The organism is Streptomyces sp. NPDC001970, assembly GCF_053594115.1.
Window position 1 is genome coordinate 349,778 of the sequence record NZ_JBSFDW010000002.1, and the last position, 18,070, is coordinate 367,847.

Below are 18,070 nucleotides of genomic sequence, written 5' to 3' on the forward strand. Positions count from 1 at the left end.
ACCCACCACGATCCGGTCCGTCCGGCGTTCGATGACGGACACGCGGGCTCACCGGGCGGCACCGGGCACGCCTCGGGCACGGCGGGGGGTCCGGGAGCGTGCCCCGGCTCAGGGGGATCGCCCGCCGCGGGCGCGTCCCCCGCGCGTCCGGCCTAGGCTGGGACGATGGCCGTCATCGATCTGCGGGAGTTCGGGCCGGAGTTCACCGCCGACCCGTATCCGTACTACGCCAGGCTCCGAGCCGCCGGACCCGTCCACGAGATCGTCACCCCTTACGGCGACCGCATGTGGCTCATCGTCGGGCACGACGAAGCCCGCGCCGCGCTCGCCGATCCGCGGTTGTCGAAGTCCCCCGGCACCCTGGGGCTGATGATGCTCGACGAGCAGGTGATCGGGCCGCATCTGCTGGTGCTGGACCCGCCGGACCACACGAGGCTGCGCAAGCTCGTCGCCCGCGAGTTCACCATGCGCCGGGTCGAGGCGCTGCGCCCCCGCGTCCAGCGGATCGCCGACGATCTGATCGACGCGATGCTCCCGGCCGGACGGGCCGACCTCGTCGACGCGTTCGCCTTTCCGCTGCCCATCACCGTCATCTGCGAACTCCTCGGCGTCCCGGCCGGCGACCACGACCGCTTCCGCGCCTGGTCCACCGAGGTCGTCGCGCCGACCGGCGCGGAGGCCGAGCGCGCCGCCGTGCACGAACTCTCCGCGTATCTCGACGAACTCATCGAGGACAAGCGGTGCACCCGCCCCGCCGACGATCTGCTGTCGGCCCTCCTGCGCACACTCCCCCATAGCCCTGCGGGCATGGGAGGGACCCCCATCGAGGACGGGGACCGGCTCTCCGCGGCCGAGCTGCGCGCCATGGCGTATCTGCTGCTCATCGCCGGCCATGAGACGACCGTCAATCTGATCTCCAACGGTGTCCGGGCCCTGCTCGCCCATCCCACCCAACTGGCGGCGCTCCGCGCGGACGTCGGACTCCTCGACGGCGCCGTCGAGGAGATGCTGCGCTACGACGGACCCGTCGAGACCGCGACCGAGCGCTTCACCCGCGAGCCGGTCCCCTGCGGAGGCTCGGTCATCCCGGCGGGCGAGGCGGTGCTTGTCGCCCTCGCCGCCGCCGACCGCGACCCGGAGCGCTTCACCGAGCCGGACCGCTTCGACATCCGCGGCGAGAACCGAGGGCATCTCGCCTTCGGGCACGGCATCCACTACTGCCTGGGGGCGCCACTGGCGCGGCTGGAGACGGGCATCGCGATCCGGACCCTGCTGGAGCGCTGCCCCGGCCTCGCCCTCGATCCCGAGGGCGGGCCGTTCGACTGGCTGCCGGGCATGCTCATACGCGGTGTCCGCCGCCTGCCCGTCAGATGGTGACGTCCCTGCGAGGCCGGTGACCTCAGCCGTCCAGCCCCGGGATCTCCTCGATCCGCACCGGTCTGTGCTCCCGCCGCGACACTTCGCAGGCCTCGGCCACGCGCAGCGCCTCCAGCGCCTCACGGCCGTCGCACGGGTTGGCCAGTTCACCGGCGGCGACCTGGATGAAGGCGTCCAGCTCGGCTTCGTACGCCGCGGCGAAGCGCTCCAGGAAGCCGGGCCAGGGCTTGTCGGCGGGGGGCGGGCCCTGCGGTTCGGTGGAGGTGATCGGCGTACGGTCGTCGAGGCCCACGGCGACCGTGTCCAGCTCGCCGCAGAGCTCCATGCGGACGTCGTAGCCCGCGCCGTTGCAGCGCGTCGCCGTGGCGGAGACCAGCACTCCGTCGTCCAGCGTCAGCACCGCCGCCGCGGTGTCGACGTCGCCCGCTTCACGGAACATCGCGGGCCCCGCGTCCGAGCCGGTGGCGTACACGTCGACGATCTCGCGGCCCGTGATCCAGCGCAGGATGTCGAAGTCATGGACCAGACAGTCGCGGTAGAGACCGCCGGACAGCGGCAGATACGCGGCGGGCGGCGGAGCCGGGTCCGCCGTGATGGCCCGTACGGTGTGGAGCCGGCCGAGGCTTCCCGAGCGCACCAGCTTCCGGGCCGTGCCGTACCCCACGTCGAATCGGCGCATGAAGCCGAGCTGGAGCACGGTGCCCGCGCTGTCCACCTCGCGCAGCGCGCCCAGGGTCCCCGGCAGGTCGAGGGCGATCGGTTTCTCGCAGAAGGCGGGCAGTCCGGTGCGAGCCGCCCGGCCGATCAGATCGGCGTGGGCGGCGGTGGCGGAGGCGATGACGACGGCGTCGACGCCCCAGGTGAAGACCTCGTCGACGGAGGGGGCCGCGGTGGCGCCGATACGGTCCGCGACCTCACGCGCCCGCTTGGCGTCGGTGTCGGCGACCACCAGGGAGCCGACCTCGCGGTGACGGCTGAGGACGCCCGCGTGGAAGGCGCCGATACGTCCGGTTCCGATGAGTCCGATGCGCATGGCCCCAAGGTGGAGTCCGCCCCGCGACCCTGTCAAGCATTTGTCCTGACAATCGGACTGCACAACTTCCGGTCATCAAACCCTGCGACTACGCTCGCAACGTGCCCAAACAGCCCAGAGACACGACGAGAGACACGACGGAAGCCACCGTTTCGCTCCAGCTCGGCGTGGACCGCACCAGCCCCGTCCCGCTGTACTTCCAGCTCTCCCAGCAGCTGGAGGCGGCCATCGAGCACGGCACGCTCACCCCGGGCAGCCTGCTCGGCAACGAGATCGAGCTGGCCGGCCGGCTCGGCCTGTCCCGGCCCACCGTGCGGCAGGCCATCCAGTCACTCGTCGACAAGGGGCTGCTGGTGCGCCGCCGGGGCGTGGGCACCCAGGTCGTGCACAGCAAGGTCAAGCGGCCGCTGGAGCTGAGCAGCCTCTACGACGACCTCGAGGCGGCCGGCCAGCGCCCGGCGACCCGCGTGCTGCAGAACACCGTCGAGCCGGCGACCGCGGAGGTCGCCGCCGCGCTCGGGGTGCCGGAGGGCAGCGACGTCCACATGATCGAGCGGCTGCGGTACGCGCACGCGGAGCCGATGGCCCATCTGCGCAACCATCTGCCCGCAGGGCTGCTGCCCCTGGACAACGAGCAGCTGGAGTCCACCGGGCTCTACCGCATGATGCGGGCCGCGGGCATCACGCTGCACAGCGCCCGCCAGTCGGTCGGGGCCCGCGCCGCGACCGCCGACGAGGCCGAGCGGCTGGGCGAAGAGACGGGCGCGCCGCTGCTGACCATGCAGCGGACCACCTTCGACGACACCGGGCGCGCAGTCGAGTTCGGCTCGCACGTCTACCGGGCCTCTCGGTACGCCTTCGAGTTCCAGCTCCTCGTCAGGCCGTAGGGTCCGTCTCCCGTTCACCGGTCTGCGTAAGTATGTTCGGACAAAGTATTGACGGGTCGGCGCCGCCGACGTAAAAACTCACCCAGCCGCAATCGGGCGGCCGGGAGAGAAGGCGGACACCCCATGCGTACACCCCGCACGGCAGCAGTCCTGCTCGCCGCACTCGCACTCGCCGTGGCCGGATGCAGCAGCTCCGGCGGCAAGGACTCCGAGGAGAAGCCCGAGGGCGGGGGAGGCGGCGGCAAGCCCGCCACGACCGAGCGGCTGAAGATCGCGATGGTGACCCACTCCGGCGAGGGCGACACCTTCTGGGACATCGTCCAGCGCGGCGCCAAGGACGCGGCGGCGAAGGACAACGTCGAGTTCCTCTACGCGGCGAACAAGGAGGGCAAGGAGCAGGCCCAGCTCGTCCAGACGTACATCGACCAGAAGGTCGACGGCATCGTCGTCACCCTCGCCAAGCCCGAGGCGGTCAGGGACGTCGTCAAGAAGGCGGTCGCCGCCGGGATACCCGTCGTCACCATCAACTCCGGCGGGCAGTTCTCGGCCGAGGTCGGCGCGCTCAGCCACATCGGCCAGGACGAGTCCGTGGCCGGCGAGGCCGTCGGTGAAGAGCTCAACAAGCGCGGGAAGAAGAAGGCGGTCTGCGTCATCCACGAGCAGGGCAACGTCTCGCTCGAGGACCGCTGTGCGGGAGTGAAGAAGACCTTCGAGGGGACCGTCGAGAACCTCAACGTCGACGGCACCAACATGCCCGCCACCACCTCCTCCATCGAGGCGAAGCTGCAGAGCGGGAAGGACATCGACGCGGTCGTCACGCTCGGCGCGCCGTTCGCCGCCGCCGCCGTCCAGGCCAGGCAGAGCGCCGGGAGCACGGCGGAGATCGACACCTTCGACCTCAACGCCGAGGTCGTCAAGCGCCTCAAGGCCAAGGAAGTCGGCTTCGCCGTCGACCAGCAGCCGTACCTCCAGGGTTATCTCGCCGTCGACGAGCTGTGGCTCAACAAGACCAACGGCAACGTCATCGGCGGCGGCAAGCCGGTCCTCACCGGACCCGCGCTCGTGACCGAGAAGGACGTGCCCGCCCTCGAGAAGCTCACGGCCGACGGCACCCGATGACGCCCGTCCGGCATCCGAGGACGTCCGCCCGGCACCCGATGAGCTGCGCCCGGCATCCGATGACCTCCGCCCGGCTGCGGACGTCCGTCCGGCACCCGATGAGCTGCGCCCTCACCTACCCGCCGGTCACCCCCGCAAAGGTGCCGAGGGATACTTACCGCAGATTTCACCAAGCGGAGCAAGAGGGGCACGGCGTCGTGGCAAGGGTTCGGACAGGGGTACGCGCGGTCGGCGCGGTGCTGGCGGCGGTGCTGGGAGTCTCCCTCGCGGGGTGCAGTGCCACCGGAGGCAAGCGGGCCGAGGACGCGCGCATGGCCGCCGCGGCCGAGGGCCGGCCCGCGGTCAGCACCCCGCGCTGGACCTTCGCCATGGTCACCCACTCCGGGGACGGCGACACCTTCTGGGACATCGTCCAGCGCGGTGCCAAGGAGGCGGCGGCCAAGGACAACATCGACTTCCTCTACGCCCACAGCGACGAGGCCCAGCAGCAGGCCCAGCTCGTCGACACGTACATCGACAAGAAGGTCGACGGGCTGATCGTCACGCTCGCCAAGCCCGACGCCATGAAGGACGCCGTCGCCAAGGCCACCAGGGCCGGGATCCCGGTGATCACCGTGAACTCCGGCTCCGAGCAGTCCAAGGCCTTCGGCGCGCTGACCCACATCGGCCAGGACGAGTCGATCGCCGGTGAGGCCGTCGGCGACGAACTCGTCAAGCGCGGCCGCAAGAAGGCCGTGTGCGTTCTGCACGAGCAGGGCAACGTCGGCCATGAGCAGCGCTGCGCCGGGGCGAAGAAGACCTTCGACGGGGCGCTCGAGAACCTGTACGTCGACGGCACCAACATGCCCGACGTCCAGGCGGCCATCGAGGCGAAGCTCCAGTCCGACCGGTCCGTCGACGCGGTCGTCACCCTCGGGGCCCCCTTCGCGGACGCGGCCGTCCAGGCCAGGGACACCGCGGGGAGCAAGGCCGAGATCGACACCTTCGACCTGAACGCCAAGGTCGCCACCGCGCTCCAGGCCGGGAAGCTCGGCTTCGCCGTCGACCAGCAGCCCTACCTCCAGGGCTACGAGGCCGTCGATCTGCTGTGGCTGCACCGCTACAACGCCGATGTGCTCGGCGGCGGGCGGCCCGTGCTCACCGGACCGCAGATCATCACCGACAAGGACGCCGCCGAACTGCAGGACCACACGGAGCGGGGGACCCGATGACCGCGACCGCACCACCCGCACACGACAGGACGGACGGGGCGGACGGGGCGGACGAGCGGCTCCTGCGCACCTCGCCGCTGAAGAAGCTCCTCGGCCGGCCCGAGCTCGGATCCGTCGTCGGCGCCGCCGCCGTCTTCATCTTCTTCTCGATCGTCGCCGACAGCTTCCTTCAGGCGTCCAGCCTCGGCACGGTGCTGTACGCGGCGTCCACGATCGGCATCATGGCCGTCCCCGTCGCGCTGCTGATGATCGGCGGTGAGTTCGACCTCTCCGCCGGTGTGCTGGTGACCAGCTCCGCTCTGATCTCCTCGATGTTCAGCTACCAGATGACGGCGAACGTCTGGGTCGGCGTCCTGGTGTCCCTGCTGGTCACGCTCGCGATCGGCGTCTTCAACGGCGTCATGCTGACCCGGACGAAGCTGCCGAGCTTCATCATCACGCTCGGCACGTTCCTGATGCTCACCGGCCTCAATCTGGGCTTCACCAAGCTGATCAGCGGCACGGTGTCGACCAAGACCATCGCCGACATGCAGGGCTTCGCGTCCGCGAAGGCCCTCTTCGCCTCGCAGCTCACGATCGGCGACGTCGACCTCAAGGTGACGATCCTCTGGTGGATCGGGCTGGTCGCCCTCGCCACCTGGATCCTGCTGCGGACCCGCTTCGGCAACTGGATCTTCGCGGCCGGCGGCGGCGCCGACGCGGCCCGCGCGGTCGGCGTCCCGGTGGCCAGGACCAAGATCGGCCTCTACATGGGCGTGGGGTTCTGCGCCTGGATATCCGGACAGCATCTGCTGTTCTCGTTCGACGTCGTCCAGTCCGGCGAGGGCGTCGGGAACGAGCTGATCTACATCATCGCGGCCGTCATCGGCGGCTGCCTGATCACCGGCGGCTACGGCTCGGCGATCGGCTCCGCGGTCGGTGCCTTCATCTTCGGCATGACGAGCAAGGGCATCGTGTACGCGGAATGGAACCCTGACTGGTTCAAGTTCTTCCTCGGAGCGATGCTCCTTCTGGCCACCCTGCTCAACGCATGGGTCCGCAAGCGCGCGGAGGCGAGCAAGTAGATGACCGACACCACGCCCCTCGTGGAGCTCGACGACGTCAGCAAGTACTACGGCAACGTCCGCGCGCTCGAAGGGGTCTCCCTCGAGGTCCACGCCGGCGGGATCAGTTGTGTCCTCGGGGACAACGGCGCGGGGAAGTCCACCCTCATCAAGATCGTCGCGGGGCTCCACCGGCACGACGCGGGAACCTTCTCGATCGAGGGCGAGCCGGTCACCCTCTCCTCGCCCCGCGAGGCCCTCGACCGGGGCATCGCCACGGTCTACCAGGACCTCGCCGTCGTACCGCTCATGCCGGTCTGGCGGAACTTCTTCCTCGGCTCCGAGCCGACCAAGGGCGAAGGCCCGTTCAAACGGCTCGACGTCAGGCTGATGCGTGAGACCACGCGCGCCGAGCTGCTGCGCATGGGCATCGACCTGCGCGACGTCGACCAGCCCATCGGCACCCTGTCGGGCGGCGAACGGCAGTGCGTGGCCATCGCCAGGGCCGTCTACTTCGGCGCCAAGGTGCTGGTCCTGGACGAGCCCACGGCGGCGCTCGGGGTCAAGCAGTCCGGCGTCGTTCTGAAGTACGTGGCCGCGGCACGTGACGCGGGGCTCGGCGTGGTGCTCATCACCCACAACCCCCATCACGCCTATCTCGTGGGCGACCGCTTCGTCCTGCTCAAGCGCGGCACGATGTTCGGCAGACACAGCAAGTCCGAGATCACCCTGGACGAGCTCACGCGTCAGATGGCGGGCGGCAGCGAACTCGACGACCTGCGCCACGAACTGGAACGGGCCCCGGTTCCGCGCCATCTCGGAGGGCACGACCTGGGGCACGGCCGAGGCGCGGACCGCCGGGGCACGTACGGCTGACGCGGGCGAGCGCCCGGCCTGGACACGTTCACGTGCCGGCGCCGGTGCCGGTGCCGAGACGGCGGGCGAGCCAGGGCTCCCGTGCCAGCACTGCCCCTGCCGTGACACCGACCGCGATCGCGACGCAGAGCACGATCAGCCAGGACAGGAGCGTGAGGACCGTGCCGACGGGTCCGTACTCGGCGAGACTCCGGTTGATCGCGCGGGGCATGTAGTACCGGCTGCCGATCGACAGCGCGGTGACGGCGAAGCCGGTCAGGAGTGCGCCGGGCAACAGCGGACGCCAGCCGATGAGCCCGCCGAGCAGCAGATGCTGGCTCCACCACCACAGGAGCGTCTGGGACAGCATCGTCACCGGGATGGCCAGCCACAGACCGGCGCCGAATCCGTCGCGCACCGGCGCCTGCACGGTCAGGACGGACAGCCACACGCCGATCCAGGCCAGCCAGCGCCATGCGGCGATCTTGGTGCCGGTCCTCGGGATCAGCCAGGCCCGTTTGCACAGCCGCTGCATCGCCCGGCTGCAGGCCGTGGCGGACAGCAGCACCATCAGCGCGCCGATCACACCGGTGGCGTCGCGCAGATTGTCGTCGGTGGACCGGTACACCTGCTCCAGTTGGTCCCTGGAGGCGCCGGTGAGCCCGAACACCGACGACACGGAACTGATCAGCTGATTGCGTACCCCCTCGGGTGCGAAGGAGCCGACGACGAACAGCAGCGGGACGGCCGTCACAAAGCACTGCGCGGCCAACCGGGTCGCGGAGTCGAAGATGTTCACCGCGACCATACGGGCCGTCAGTTGCGTGACGACGGGAAAGCGGGCCTCGGTGCGCGCGGCCATCGACCGCACGAACGCCCGCTGGGCCTCGAACTGTGCCGTCCACCATGACGGGCGGAGGAAGGCAGCCCGCGGCCGCGTGGTCATGGCGTTGCTCCTTCCCTGCGACCAAGAGTGCGGGAGTCGGGCCGCACCGGCATCTCGGGAATCACGCAGGCGTCGCCGAATCTGCGGCCACAGGTGTTCCGGAGCGGGCCCTTGTGCTCTGTTTGCGTGAGTCCGTCATCGGAGGTGACGATGGACGGGTGAGCGGCCGGCCACCGGCACGCGTGCGGGCGGCCGGTGCGCCGGCCCGGCCGAGGGAGCGGCGCGGACGACACCCTGCGGAGGGGAGTGTCATGGTCCTCGACTTGCTGCTCATCGCCGTCGCCATCACCCTCGACCCCTTGCCGATCATGGCCTTTGTGCTGGTGCTGTCGTCGCACAAGGGCGTCCGGCGGGGACTGGTCTTCATCCTCGCCTGGCTGGCGTGCCTCGTCGCGGTGATCGCCTTGGTCCTGCTGTTCACCGGCGGTACCCCGCCACCACCCAGGTCACCGCCCTCCACGGCCGCGCTCGCGGCCAAGCTCGCCATCGGCGTCGGCCTGGTCGCCTACGGCGAGTACCGGCGGCGGCGCCGTCACGACGCGCCCGGCAAGGCCGCGCCGGCCGGGCGCGCCAAGCACGCGCGCCCGACGCACTCCGGGTCGAGCCGGATGTCCCCCTGGTCCGCCGCCGGGCTGGCCGTCTTTCTGCAGCCCTGGGGTCTGGTCGCTGCGGCGGCCACCATCGTCGTCAAGGCCGATCTGTCCCATCTCGGCTCGTACGTGGCCCTGTTCGGCTTCTGCATCCTCGCCAGCGCCAGCCTGCTCGCCGCCGAGCTGTACACGGTGCTCGCGCCGGAGGCCGCGGGAGTCCGCCTGCAGCGTCTGCGCACCTGGCTGGAGGAGCACGAGGAGCCGGCCATCGTCCTCGGCTGCCTGGTGGTGGGTCTGTGGCTGACCGGCAACAGCATCTACCAGCTGACGAGTTGACCGCCGAGCAGCCGTGCCGCCCTTGCGCGGCGCGGCCCCCGCGCCCCGGTGGCGGCACGGAGCCGAAGGTGCGAAGCCCTGCGACGAGTGCTGCAATGGCATACAGGACGCCGCGTGCCGGAGGGCGCGCCGAGCCATCGGCAGGCGAGCCGGGCCCGGACCGCTGATGCGCTCGCAAGGAGTGGTCATGAGCGAAGACTTCGAGGACATGGGACCTGTCGACTACCTGGTCCTGGAATTTCCCGGCGATCGCATGACAGGCGAAGGGTTCCCCCTGCTCATCGACCTGGTCGACCGCCGGATCATCCGCATTCTCGACCTGCTGTTCGTCCGCAAGGACACCGACGGCTCCGTCACGGTCCTGGAGCTGTCCGAGGTCGGTGACGACGAACTGGACCTGACCGTTTTCGAAGGCGTCTCCTCCGGCCTGCTCGGCCAGGACGACATCGACGAGGCCGGCGCGGCCGTCGAACCCGGCAACTCCGCGGCGATCATGCTGTACGAGAACACCTGGGCCGCCCCGCTCGCCCGGGCCCTGCGGCGCAGCGGCGCACAGTTCGTGGCGGGAGGGCGGATCCCGGTCCAGGCCCTGCTCGCCTCGCTGGACGCGGTCGAAGGCATGCCGGAAGAGGGATCCCCGGCGGCCTGAGCCCCGGGCCCCACGGCCCGTCCGCGTCCGCCCTCACAAGGGCACAGGGAAGGCACAGGGAAGGCACAGGGAGTCGAACATGCCACGCCTCATCCGTCGAGTCGCCCGTACCGCCGTCGTCGCCGGGACCGCCACCGCGGTGTCCAATCGTGTGTCGCGGCGACAGTCGGGCCGGTGGTCACAGCAGCAGGAGCAGACACAGCAGCAGACACAGACGCAGCAGCAGCCGCAACAGAGCGCGGCTCCGGCACCGTCGCAGGAGACGGTTCCCCCGCCGATGCCGCCCGACGACGCCATGGGCAGGAAGATCGACAGGCTCAAGGAGCTCGGTGAGCTGAAGGCCCAGGGGATTCTGACCGAGCAGGAGTTCGCGGCCGAGAAGCAGAAGGTCCTCGGCTGAGGGCCGCCCTCGATGACCCAGCCGCAACCGCAGCCGCATCCGCCGACTGGGCCTCCGCGGGCAGACACGCCCGGTGACGGCGCCCAGCCGGAGGAGGCGGACCGGTTGCGCGCTTTGCTGCGCAGCCCCGGCTATCTCAGGACGCTCGTGTTCTGCGCCGTCATCGGCATCCCGGTGTCGCTGGCCGCGTTCTGGTTCCTCGTGGCGCTCCACCAGCTGGAGCACCTGCTGTGGGTGCACCTCCCGGAGGTGCTGGGCTGGTCCCTGCCGCCCTGGTGGTGGCCGCTGGTACTGCTTCCGGTCGCGGGTCTGGTGGTCGGCCTGGTCGTCACCCGTATGGCCGGAGCGGGTGGCCATGTCCCCGCGTACGGGCTGCACGCCGGCGGCGCCTCCTCGAAGGCACTGCCGGGAGTCGCCGTCGCGGCGCTGGCGAGCCTGCCGCTCGGTGCGGTGCTGGGCCCGGAAGCGCCGTTGATCGCCGTGGGTGGCGGTCTGGCCCTGCTGTTCAGGGACCTCGTGCGCAAGGAAGCGACGCCGCAGAGCACGGCGCTCCTGGGCGCGGCCGGGGCAGCCGCGGCCATTTCGGTGATCCTCGGCAATCCGCTGATCGGCGCCGTGCTCCTGATGGAGGTGGCAGGGGTGGGCGGCCCGCAGCTGTTCGCGGTCATGCTTCCGGCCCTGCTCTCCAGCGGCGTGGGTGCCCTCGTGTTCACCGGGTTCGGCCGCTGGACCGGCCTGGAGGAGGGCAGCCTCAGCCTGAAACTCTCGGGGTCGTTCCCGCACCTGGACGTCGGGGACGTGGTCTGGACCCTGCCGATGGCGGTCGTCATCGGCGTTCTCGTCCACATGATCTTCTCCGGAGGGCGGCTGGCGGCCGCCGCCGTCGCCAGGCGGACCCTCACGGCGTCGGTGCTGTGCGCGCTCGGCGCCGGTCTCTGCGCGGCCCTGTACGCCGTGCTCACCGACCGGTCACCCGCCGACGTCGCCTCGTCGGGCCAGGGAACGATGGTGCAGCTGGCCGCCGATCCGCACACGTGGGGCGTCGGGGCGCTGGTGGCCGTTCTCGTGTTCAAGAGCGTCGGCTACGCCCTGTGCCTGGGCAGTCTGCGCGGTGGCCCGATCTTTCCCGCACTTTTCCTCGGAGCCGCGGCGGGCGTCCTGCTGGCACCCCTGCCGGGCTTCGGAGTGATTCCCGGCATGGCGGCGGGCATGGCCGCCTCGGCCGCTGCCGCGCTCCGGCTGCCGGTCAGCAGCGTGGTGCTCGTGGTGCTGCTGCTCGGCAGTATCGCCATGATTCCCGTGGTGATCCTGGCGGCGGTGATCGCGTTCATCACGGCGGAACTTCTGCCGGCCCGCCCCGGAGTGCCGGCGCCGCACGAGCCGGAACCGACGGCCCGGGCCGGTGCGCGGGGACCGTCGTGACGGCCCGGATGACTCCGGAGGCGTTCCGGACCCTGTACGAGCGGCTGCGCGAGCAGGCACGGCAGAGCCCGCAGGACAGACGAGGCACGCTGAACCACCTCACGCCCGCACGCGTCGTGGCAGCGGTCCGGGAGGTCACGAACGGGCGCACGATTTCCCTCGCCGCTCAGGTGGACACCTCGCCGGGGCCGGACAACCCCGACCCCGCGGCGCACCGGATGACAGGGGCCGAGCCGCACGACGGCGGCCCGGAAGGGCTGGACTTCGCCCTCGACCGCTTTGCCATGAACGTGCACGGCGATGTGGACAGCCATCTCGATGCACTGTGCCATGTCATGTATGACGGTGCGCTCTACAACGGCATACCGGCGAGCAGCGTCACGCCGGACGGTGCCACCGCCCTCACCGTCGACGTCGTCCGTGACGGCATCGTGGGCCGCGGGGTGCTGCTGGACATCCCCCGGCTGCGGGGCGTGCCCTGGCTGGAGCCGGGCGACCATGTGACGGTGGACGACCTGGCCGCGGCCGAGACCGCCCAGGGCGTCCGCGTCGGTGCCGGGGATCTGCTGCTCGTGCGCGTGGGCCATCGGCGCAGGCGCCGGGAGTCCGGGGCCTGGAACGCCGCGGAGGCGCGGGCCGGTCTGCATCCGGAAGCGGTCGGATTCCTGGCCGACCGGCAGGTCGCGATGCTCGGCAGCGACGGCAACAACGACACCGCCCCGAGCGTCGTGGACGGAGTCGCCTTCCCTGTCCATGTACTGACGATCCAAGCCATGGGGATGCACCTGATGGACTATCTGCAGTTCGAGGAGCTGGCGCCGGTCTGCGAGCAGGAGGGCCGCTGGAGCTTCCTCTGCGTGGTCGCGCCGCTGCGCCTTCCCGCGGCCACCGGCTCCCCGGTCAACCCGATCGCGGTGCTGTGACAGTGGCGCACGGCTCCGCCCGGACGGTCCGGTCGCCGCCCACCCGATCCACCGATACGTTCGATCCGTAGGCCAGAACCGCGAGGACGGTGACCGCCGTGAACGACTTCCCGCACTACGACGTCATCATCATCGGCACGGGCGCGGGCGGAGGCACCCTCGCCCACCGCATCGCCCCGTCGGGAAAACGCGTACTCATTCTCGAACGCGGCGACTATCTCCCCCGGGAGCGGGACAACTGGGAGTCCACGGCCGTCTTCGTCAAGGGCAAGTACCGTGCCCCCGAGTTCTGGTACGACAAGCACGGCAACACCTTCCCGCCGGAGGTCAACTACTACGTCGGCGGCAACACCAAGTTCTACGGGGCCGCCCTCTTCCGGCTCCGCCCGGAGGACTTCGGCGAGCTGCGCCACCACGGCGGCATCTCCCCCGCCTGGCCGATCCGCTACGAGGACCTGGAGCCGTACTACACCCAGGCCGAACACCTCTACCTCGTGCACGGCAGACACGGCGAGGACCCCGGTGAGGGCCCGGCGAGCGAGCAGTACGCGTACCCGCCCGTCGAGCACGAGCCGCGCATCCAGCAGTTGAGCGACGACCTCGAGAAGCGCGGGCTGCACCCCTTCCATCTGCCCATCGGCGTCAATCTGCGCCAGGACGAGAACGGCCGGGCCACCCACTCCAGCGTGTGCATCCGCTGCAACCGGGTCGACGGCTTCCCCTGTCTGGTGCGGGGCAAGTCCGACGCACAGGTGATCTGCGTCGAACCCGCCCTGGAGCACCCCAACGTCGAAATGATCACCAACGCCCATGTGGTCCGCCTGGAGACCGACCCTGGTGGACGCAGCGTCAGTACCGTCGTCGCCCGGCTCGGCGACGGCGCCGGCGGTGGCGACAGATCACCGGCCCGATTCTCCGCCGACGTCGTCGTCGTCGCGTGCGGCGCCGTCAACTCCGCGGTCCTGCTGCTGGCATCGGCCAACGACCGGCACCCGGGCGGCCTGGCCAACAGCTCGGACGTGGTGGGCCGCCACTACATGCGCCACAACAACCTGGCGCTCATGGCGGTGTCCAAGGAACCCAACGACACCCAGTTCCAGAAGACCCTCGCCCTGAACGACTGGTACTTCGGCGCCGACGACTGGGACTATCCGCTCGGCGGCATCCAGATGCTCGGCAAGTCGGACGCCGACCAGATCCACGGCGAGGCCCCGCGCTGGGCCGGGGCCGTGACCCCGGACATGCCCTTCGAGGTGCTGGCCCACCACGCCGTCGACTTCTGGCTGTGCGGCGAGGACCTCCCGGACCCGGACAACCGCGTCACCCTGGACCGCGACGGCGGTATCCATCTCGCCCTCGACGAGAAGAACAACATCGAGGGGCTGAACCGGCTGCGCCACAAGCTGCAGGGCATGCTGGGCCATCTGGGCATGCACGAGCACCATCTGCTGTCGCACAGCATCTATCTACACAAGGGCATGCCCATCGGCGCGACCGCCCACCAGGCCGGCACCGTGCGCTTCGGCGACGATCCGCGCAGCTCTGCCCTGGACGTCAACTGCAAGGCCCATGACCTCGACAACCTCTACGTCGTGGACACGAGCTTCTTCCCGGGCATCGGCGCGGTCAATCCGTCCCTGACCGCCATCGCGAACGCCCTGCGCGTCGGCGACCACATCGTGGAGCGGCTGCGCGGCTGACCCGACCGGGGGAACATCGCGCGCCAACGGCCCAAGGCGCACTGTGCCGTGCCGCCTTCGCGGGCCTCCTGATGGTTCGGTAGCCCGCGGGTCCCCGACGGCGACACCACCACGTCCCCGTGGGATCCCCGCCACGTACGTACCCAGGAGGCATCGTGAACACCCAGGCCGGTGCGGCACCGTACGCGATCCCGCCGCTGCTGAAGGGACAGAAGGCGCTGGTCACCGGCGCCAACTCAGGTATCGGCAAAGCGACGGCGATCGGCCTGGGCCGGGCGGGCGCCGATGTGGTCGTGAACTACGTGGCAGGCCAGGAAGCGGCCGAGCAGGTCGTCGAGGAGATCCAGTCCTTCGGGGTGCGCGCCGCCGCCTACGAGGCGGACGTGTCCCAGGAGGAACAGGTCGTCGGCATGGTCGACCGCATGGTCCGGGAGTTCGGGACCATCGACATCATGGTCGCCAACGCGGGCCTCCAGCGCGACGCCCCGGTCACCGAGATGACGCTCGCCCAGTGGCAGAAGGTCATCGACGTCAACCTCACCGGCCAGTTCCTGTGTGCCAGGGAGGCGACCAAGGAGTTCCTGCGGCGCGGTGTCGTTCCCGAGGTGTCCCGCTCCGCCGGGAAGATCATCTGCATGAGTTCGGTGCACCAGCTCATCCCGTGGGCGGGCCACGTCAACTACGCCTCCTCCAAGGGTGGCGTACAGATGATGATGGAGACGCTGGCCCAGGAACTGGCGCCGAAGGGGATCCGCGTGAACGCGATCGGCCCCGGCGCCATCAAGACCCCGATCAACACGAGCGCCTGGTCGACGCCCGAAGCCGAGAAAGCACTGCTGCAGCTCATTCCTTACGGCAGGGTCGGAGAGCCCGAGGACATCGCCCGGGCCGCCGTCGCCCTCGCGTCGGACCTCATGGACTACGTGGTCGGCGTCACCCTGTTCGTGGACGGGGGCATGACCCTCTTCCCCGGATTCGCCACAGGCGGTTGAGGCGCGCGCCTCCACCGAACGGTCCGACCACCGAAGGCATCCATGCACAATGCGGTCCACCTGCTGGCGGACGCACCCGCCCAGCTGCTCCCGGCCAGGGAGCTCATGGCGTTCACTCTGGCCTCCCACATCATCCTGGTGCCGATGGGGGTGGCGCTGCCGCTGATCACCCTGATCATGCACTACCGCGGGCTGCGCATGCACGATCCCGTCGCGCTGTTGCTCGCCCGCCGCTGGTCGGCCGTCATGGCGATCCAGTTCGCCGTCGGTGTCGTGACCGGCACCGTCCTCTCCTTCGAGTTCGGACTGCTCTGGCCGGGCCTCATGGGCCGGTGGGGTGATGTCTTCGGCATCGGATTCGGCATCGAGGCCTGGGCGTTCTTCCTGGAGGCCGTCCTCATCGCCATCTACCTGTACGGCTGGCGCAGGCTCAAGCCGAGGACCCACTTCCTGCTCGGGCTTCCGCTGCCCGTCGCGGCACTGCTCGGTGCGTTCGGCATCCTCGCGGCCAACTCGTGGATGAACACGCCCCAGGGCTTCACGCTCGACTCCGACGGCAACCCCGTCGACGTCGACATCTGGAAAGCGATCTTCACCCCGATGTTCGGGCCGCAGTACTGGCACTTCGTCGTGGCGATGCTGGTGACGGCCGGATACGTCGTCGCCGGTGTCTACGCGGTCGGCTGGCTCAGGGGCCGGAGGGACCACTATCACCGGCTCGGGTTCACCGTCCCCTTCACGCTGGCCGCGGTCTTCACCCCGGTCCAGTTCGTGCTCGGCGACTCCATCGCCCGCTCGGTCTTCCACAAGCAGCCCGTGAAATTCGCCGCGATGGAGATCGTCTGGGAGACCGACACCCATGTCCCGGAGTACATCTTCGGCAGGCTCCACCCGGACGGAACCGTCTCCGGCGGCATCAAGATCCCCCAACTCGACTCCATCCTCGCCGGTTTCAGGCCGGACACGAAGGTGACCGGACTCACGTCCGTCCCCGCGTCCGACCGTCCGACGGCGACCCAGGCCACCATCGTCCACTGGGCCTTCGACATCATGGTCGTGATCGGCTCGCTGCTCCTGCTCCTCGCCCTCTGGTACGGCTGGTACCGGCTGAGGGGGCGCCGGATGCCCGGCTCCCGCTGGTTCTACCGCGGTGCGGCATGCGCCGGCGTCGCCTCGGTCGTCGCCGTCGAATGCGGCTGGATCGCGACCGAGGTGGGGCGGCAGCCCTGGATCGTCTACCAGAACATGCGGGTCGCGGAGGCGGTGACGGCGACCCGTGCCTCCAGCCTCTGGATCATGTTCGGTCTGGTGATCGTCGTGTACGTCCTCCTCTTCGGCTCGTTCCTCGCCGTGCTGATGAAGATGCGCACCCGCTGGCGGCTCGCCGACGCCGAGCGGGCCAAGGGGCACCCGGTGGAGGGTGTTCCTGAGACCGACACGCCCTACGGCCCCCGCTCACGGCCCCCGGACGGCGGCGCTCTCGCCGCCGGCGGCAGCGGGTCCGTACCGGGTGAGGACGGTCGGTCGTGACCGCCGCGGACGTCATCGCCTTCGTCCTGCTGCTCGGGGTGGCCGCCTACGCCTGCGCCGGCGGCACGGACTACGGGGCCGGATTCTGGGACCTGTTCGCCGGGGGAGCGGAGCGCGGCAAGCGGCCCCGGTGGCTGATCGACCACGCCATGGCGCCCGTCTGGGAGGTCAACAACGTCTGGCTGATCTTCGTCTTCGTCATCATGTGGACCGGGTTCCCCGTGCTGTTCCAGACGGTCTTCTCCGCGATGTGGCTGCCGCTGGCGCTCGCCGCCGTCGGCATGGTCCTGCGCGGCGCCGGGTTCGCTCTGCGCAAACCCGCGCGGCGACTGGCCCGACGGCGCGTCTACGGGGCGGTCTTCGCCATCGCCTCGCTCATCACCCCGTACTTCCTCGGCGCCGCTGTCGGCGGGATCGCCTCCGGCCGGGCGGCACCCGGCACCGAGGCCTCGGCGCACGCCTGGGCCAATCCGACCTCACTCTTCTTCGGGCTGCTGACCATCGCCGCGACCGCCTTCCTGGGGGCGGTGTTCCTCTCCTCGGACGCCGCCCGCTTCGACGCGCCCGACCTCGTCGGCTACTTCCGGCGCCGGGCTCTCGGGAGTCTGGTCGTCGTCGTCCTGCTCGGTGTGGCCGCGTTCATCGTCACCCGCGGCGACGCGCCCCATATCTGGCACGGGCTCACCCATGGCGCGGGCCTCGTGTTCGTGATCGTGGCCGTCGTGGGCGCCCTCGGCACGGGCTGGCTGCTGCTGCGGGCCGGCGGGCGGTGGTCGCGTATCACGGCCGTCGCCATGGTCGCCGCGGCCGTCCTCGCCTGGGGGCTCGCCCAGCGTCCTTACCTGATCCCGACGTCCCTGACCGTGCAGGACGCCGCGGGGGATCCCACGACACTGAAGTGGCTGGGGTTCGTCACGCTTGTCGCCGCGATTTTCGTCTTCCCGGCCGTGTTCTTCCTCTACTGGCTGGACACCCACGGCGAGCTGGAGTCGCTCTCCGACGCCGACCTGCAGCAGGGTGGAACGGGTAGCCGGGCCGACGGCGACTGACGGGACGG

General features: G+C 70.3%; 17 protein-coding genes. 15 read left to right on the forward strand and 2 right to left on the reverse strand.

Annotated elements, in window-relative coordinates:
- Positions 1–165: 165 nt before the first annotated feature.
- The gene (locus ACWCP0_RS04055; RefSeq protein WP_451077276.1) at positions 166–1,377 is read left to right on the forward strand and encodes a cytochrome P450 family protein; all 1,212 of its coding nucleotides are present in this window, start codon (positions 166–168) and stop codon (positions 1,375–1,377) included.
- A 22-nt stretch (positions 1,378–1,399) separates the two neighbouring features.
- Here ACWCP0_RS04055 and ACWCP0_RS04060 read toward each other — a convergent pair whose 3' ends face one another.
- Positions 1,400–2,410, reverse strand: coding sequence for a Gfo/Idh/MocA family protein (locus tag ACWCP0_RS04060; RefSeq protein ID WP_451077277.1), 1,011 nt, complete (start codon positions 2,408–2,410; stop codon positions 1,400–1,402).
- 167 nt (positions 2,411–2,577) lie between these two features.
- Here ACWCP0_RS04060 and ACWCP0_RS04065 point away from each other — a divergent pair, with 167 nt between their 5' ends.
- From ACWCP0_RS04065 to ACWCP0_RS04085, 5 genes are all read left to right on the forward strand, one after another.
- Positions 2,578–3,297, forward strand: a complete 720-nt coding sequence (locus ACWCP0_RS04065) for a GntR family transcriptional regulator (RefSeq protein WP_451077384.1) — start codon at positions 2,578–2,580, stop codon at positions 3,295–3,297.
- Positions 3,298–3,420: 123 nt separating this feature from the next.
- Positions 3,421–4,416 carry a sugar ABC transporter substrate-binding protein gene (locus ACWCP0_RS04070; RefSeq protein ID WP_451077278.1) on the forward strand — a complete coding sequence of 332 codons (996 nt, stop codon included), beginning with the start codon at positions 3,421–3,423 and terminating at the stop codon, positions 4,414–4,416.
- Positions 4,417–4,613: 197 nt separating this feature from the next.
- Positions 4,614–5,627 carry a sugar ABC transporter substrate-binding protein gene (locus ACWCP0_RS04075; RefSeq protein ID WP_451077279.1) on the forward strand — a complete coding sequence of 338 codons (1,014 nt, stop codon included), beginning with the start codon at positions 4,614–4,616 and terminating at the stop codon, positions 5,625–5,627.
- Positions 5,624–6,691 (forward strand): ABC transporter permease, encoded by a 1,068-nt coding sequence (locus ACWCP0_RS04080; RefSeq protein ID WP_451077280.1) that lies wholly within the window; start codon positions 5,624–5,626, stop codon positions 6,689–6,691. The genes ACWCP0_RS04075 and ACWCP0_RS04080 overlap by 4 nt, the downstream gene beginning before the upstream one ends.
- Positions 6,692–7,546 (forward strand): ATP-binding cassette domain-containing protein, encoded by an 855-nt coding sequence (locus ACWCP0_RS04085; protein WP_451077281.1) that lies wholly within the window; start codon positions 6,692–6,694, stop codon positions 7,544–7,546.
- Positions 7,547–7,574: 28 nt separating this feature from the next.
- On the opposite strand, the gene ACWCP0_RS04090 is transcribed toward ACWCP0_RS04085, so the two are convergent.
- Positions 7,575–8,471, reverse strand: a complete 897-nt coding sequence (locus ACWCP0_RS04090; protein ID WP_451077282.1) for a YhjD/YihY/BrkB family envelope integrity protein — start codon at positions 8,469–8,471, stop codon at positions 7,575–7,577.
- Between the two features lie 251 nt (positions 8,472–8,722).
- Here ACWCP0_RS04090 and ACWCP0_RS04095 point away from each other — a divergent pair, with 251 nt between their 5' ends.
- The 9 genes from ACWCP0_RS04095 (at position 8,723) to ACWCP0_RS04135 (ending at position 18,062) form a co-directional block, all read left to right on the forward strand.
- Positions 8,723–9,397 (forward strand): GAP family protein, encoded by a 675-nt coding sequence (locus ACWCP0_RS04095; protein ID WP_451077283.1) that lies wholly within the window; start codon positions 8,723–8,725, stop codon positions 9,395–9,397.
- A gap of 187 nt (positions 9,398–9,584) precedes the next feature.
- Positions 9,585–10,046, forward strand: a complete 462-nt coding sequence (locus ACWCP0_RS04100) for a DUF6325 family protein (protein ID WP_451077284.1) — start codon at positions 9,585–9,587, stop codon at positions 10,044–10,046.
- Between the two features lie 79 nt (positions 10,047–10,125).
- Positions 10,126–10,446, forward strand: coding sequence for an SHOCT domain-containing protein (locus tag ACWCP0_RS04105; RefSeq protein ID WP_451077285.1), 321 nt, complete (start codon positions 10,126–10,128; stop codon positions 10,444–10,446).
- A gap of 12 nt (positions 10,447–10,458) precedes the next feature.
- Positions 10,459–11,868, forward strand: coding sequence for a chloride channel protein (locus ACWCP0_RS04110; RefSeq protein ID WP_451077286.1), 1,410 nt, complete (start codon positions 10,459–10,461; stop codon positions 11,866–11,868).
- A gap of 8 nt (positions 11,869–11,876) precedes the next feature.
- Complete coding sequence (locus ACWCP0_RS04115) at positions 11,877–12,791, forward strand: cyclase family protein (RefSeq protein WP_451077385.1); 915 nt, start codon at positions 11,877–11,879, stop codon at positions 12,789–12,791.
- Positions 12,792–12,889: 98 nt separating this feature from the next.
- Entirely contained in the window at positions 12,890–14,491 is a 1,602-nt protein-coding gene (locus ACWCP0_RS04120) for a GMC oxidoreductase (protein ID WP_451077287.1), read from the forward strand.
- Between the two features lie 155 nt (positions 14,492–14,646).
- On the forward strand, positions 14,647–15,483 hold the full coding sequence (locus ACWCP0_RS04125) for an SDR family oxidoreductase (RefSeq protein WP_451077288.1): 837 nt from the start codon (positions 14,647–14,649) through the stop codon (positions 15,481–15,483).
- A 42-nt stretch (positions 15,484–15,525) separates the two neighbouring features.
- A complete protein-coding gene (locus ACWCP0_RS04130) occupies positions 15,526–17,013 on the forward strand; it encodes a cytochrome ubiquinol oxidase subunit I (RefSeq protein ID WP_451077289.1) in 1,488 nt (495 codons plus the stop codon).
- The gene (locus ACWCP0_RS04135) at positions 17,010–18,062 is read left to right on the forward strand and encodes a cytochrome d ubiquinol oxidase subunit II (protein WP_451077290.1); all 1,053 of its coding nucleotides are present in this window, start codon (positions 17,010–17,012) and stop codon (positions 18,060–18,062) included. Before ACWCP0_RS04130 ends, ACWCP0_RS04135 begins: the two co-directional genes overlap by 4 nt.
- Positions 18,063–18,070: the final 8 nt, after the last annotated feature.

Bases quoted from the DNA above. Each gene is read 5' to 3' on its own strand.
- ACWCP0_RS04115 (WP_451077385.1), top strand. From the start codon at position 11,877: ATGACTCCGGAGGCGTTCCGGACCCTGTACGAGCGGCTGCGCGAGCAG.
- ACWCP0_RS04080 (WP_451077280.1), top strand. From the start codon at position 5,624: ATGACCGCGACCGCACCACCCGCACACGACAGGACGGACGGGGCGGAC.
- ACWCP0_RS04100 (WP_451077284.1), top strand. From the start codon at position 9,585: ATGAGCGAAGACTTCGAGGACATGGGACCTGTCGACTACCTGGTCCTG.
- ACWCP0_RS04085 (WP_451077281.1), top strand. From the start codon at position 6,692: ATGACCGACACCACGCCCCTCGTGGAGCTCGACGACGTCAGCAAGTAC.
- ACWCP0_RS04105 (WP_451077285.1), top strand. From the start codon at position 10,126: ATGCCACGCCTCATCCGTCGAGTCGCCCGTACCGCCGTCGTCGCCGGG.
- ACWCP0_RS04055 (WP_451077276.1), top strand. From the start codon at position 166: ATGGCCGTCATCGATCTGCGGGAGTTCGGGCCGGAGTTCACCGCCGAC.
- ACWCP0_RS04060 (WP_451077277.1), bottom strand. From the start codon at position 2,410: ATGCGCATCGGACTCATCGGAACCGGACGTATCGGCGCCTTCCACGCG.
- ACWCP0_RS04070 (WP_451077278.1), top strand. From the start codon at position 3,421: ATGCGTACACCCCGCACGGCAGCAGTCCTGCTCGCCGCACTCGCACTC.
- ACWCP0_RS04130 (WP_451077289.1), top strand. From the start codon at position 15,526: ATGCACAATGCGGTCCACCTGCTGGCGGACGCACCCGCCCAGCTGCTC.
- ACWCP0_RS04090 (WP_451077282.1), bottom strand. From the start codon at position 8,471: ATGACCACGCGGCCGCGGGCTGCCTTCCTCCGCCCGTCATGGTGGACG.
- ACWCP0_RS04095 (WP_451077283.1), top strand. From the start codon at position 8,723: ATGGTCCTCGACTTGCTGCTCATCGCCGTCGCCATCACCCTCGACCCC.
- ACWCP0_RS04110 (WP_451077286.1), top strand. From the start codon at position 10,459: ATGACCCAGCCGCAACCGCAGCCGCATCCGCCGACTGGGCCTCCGCGG.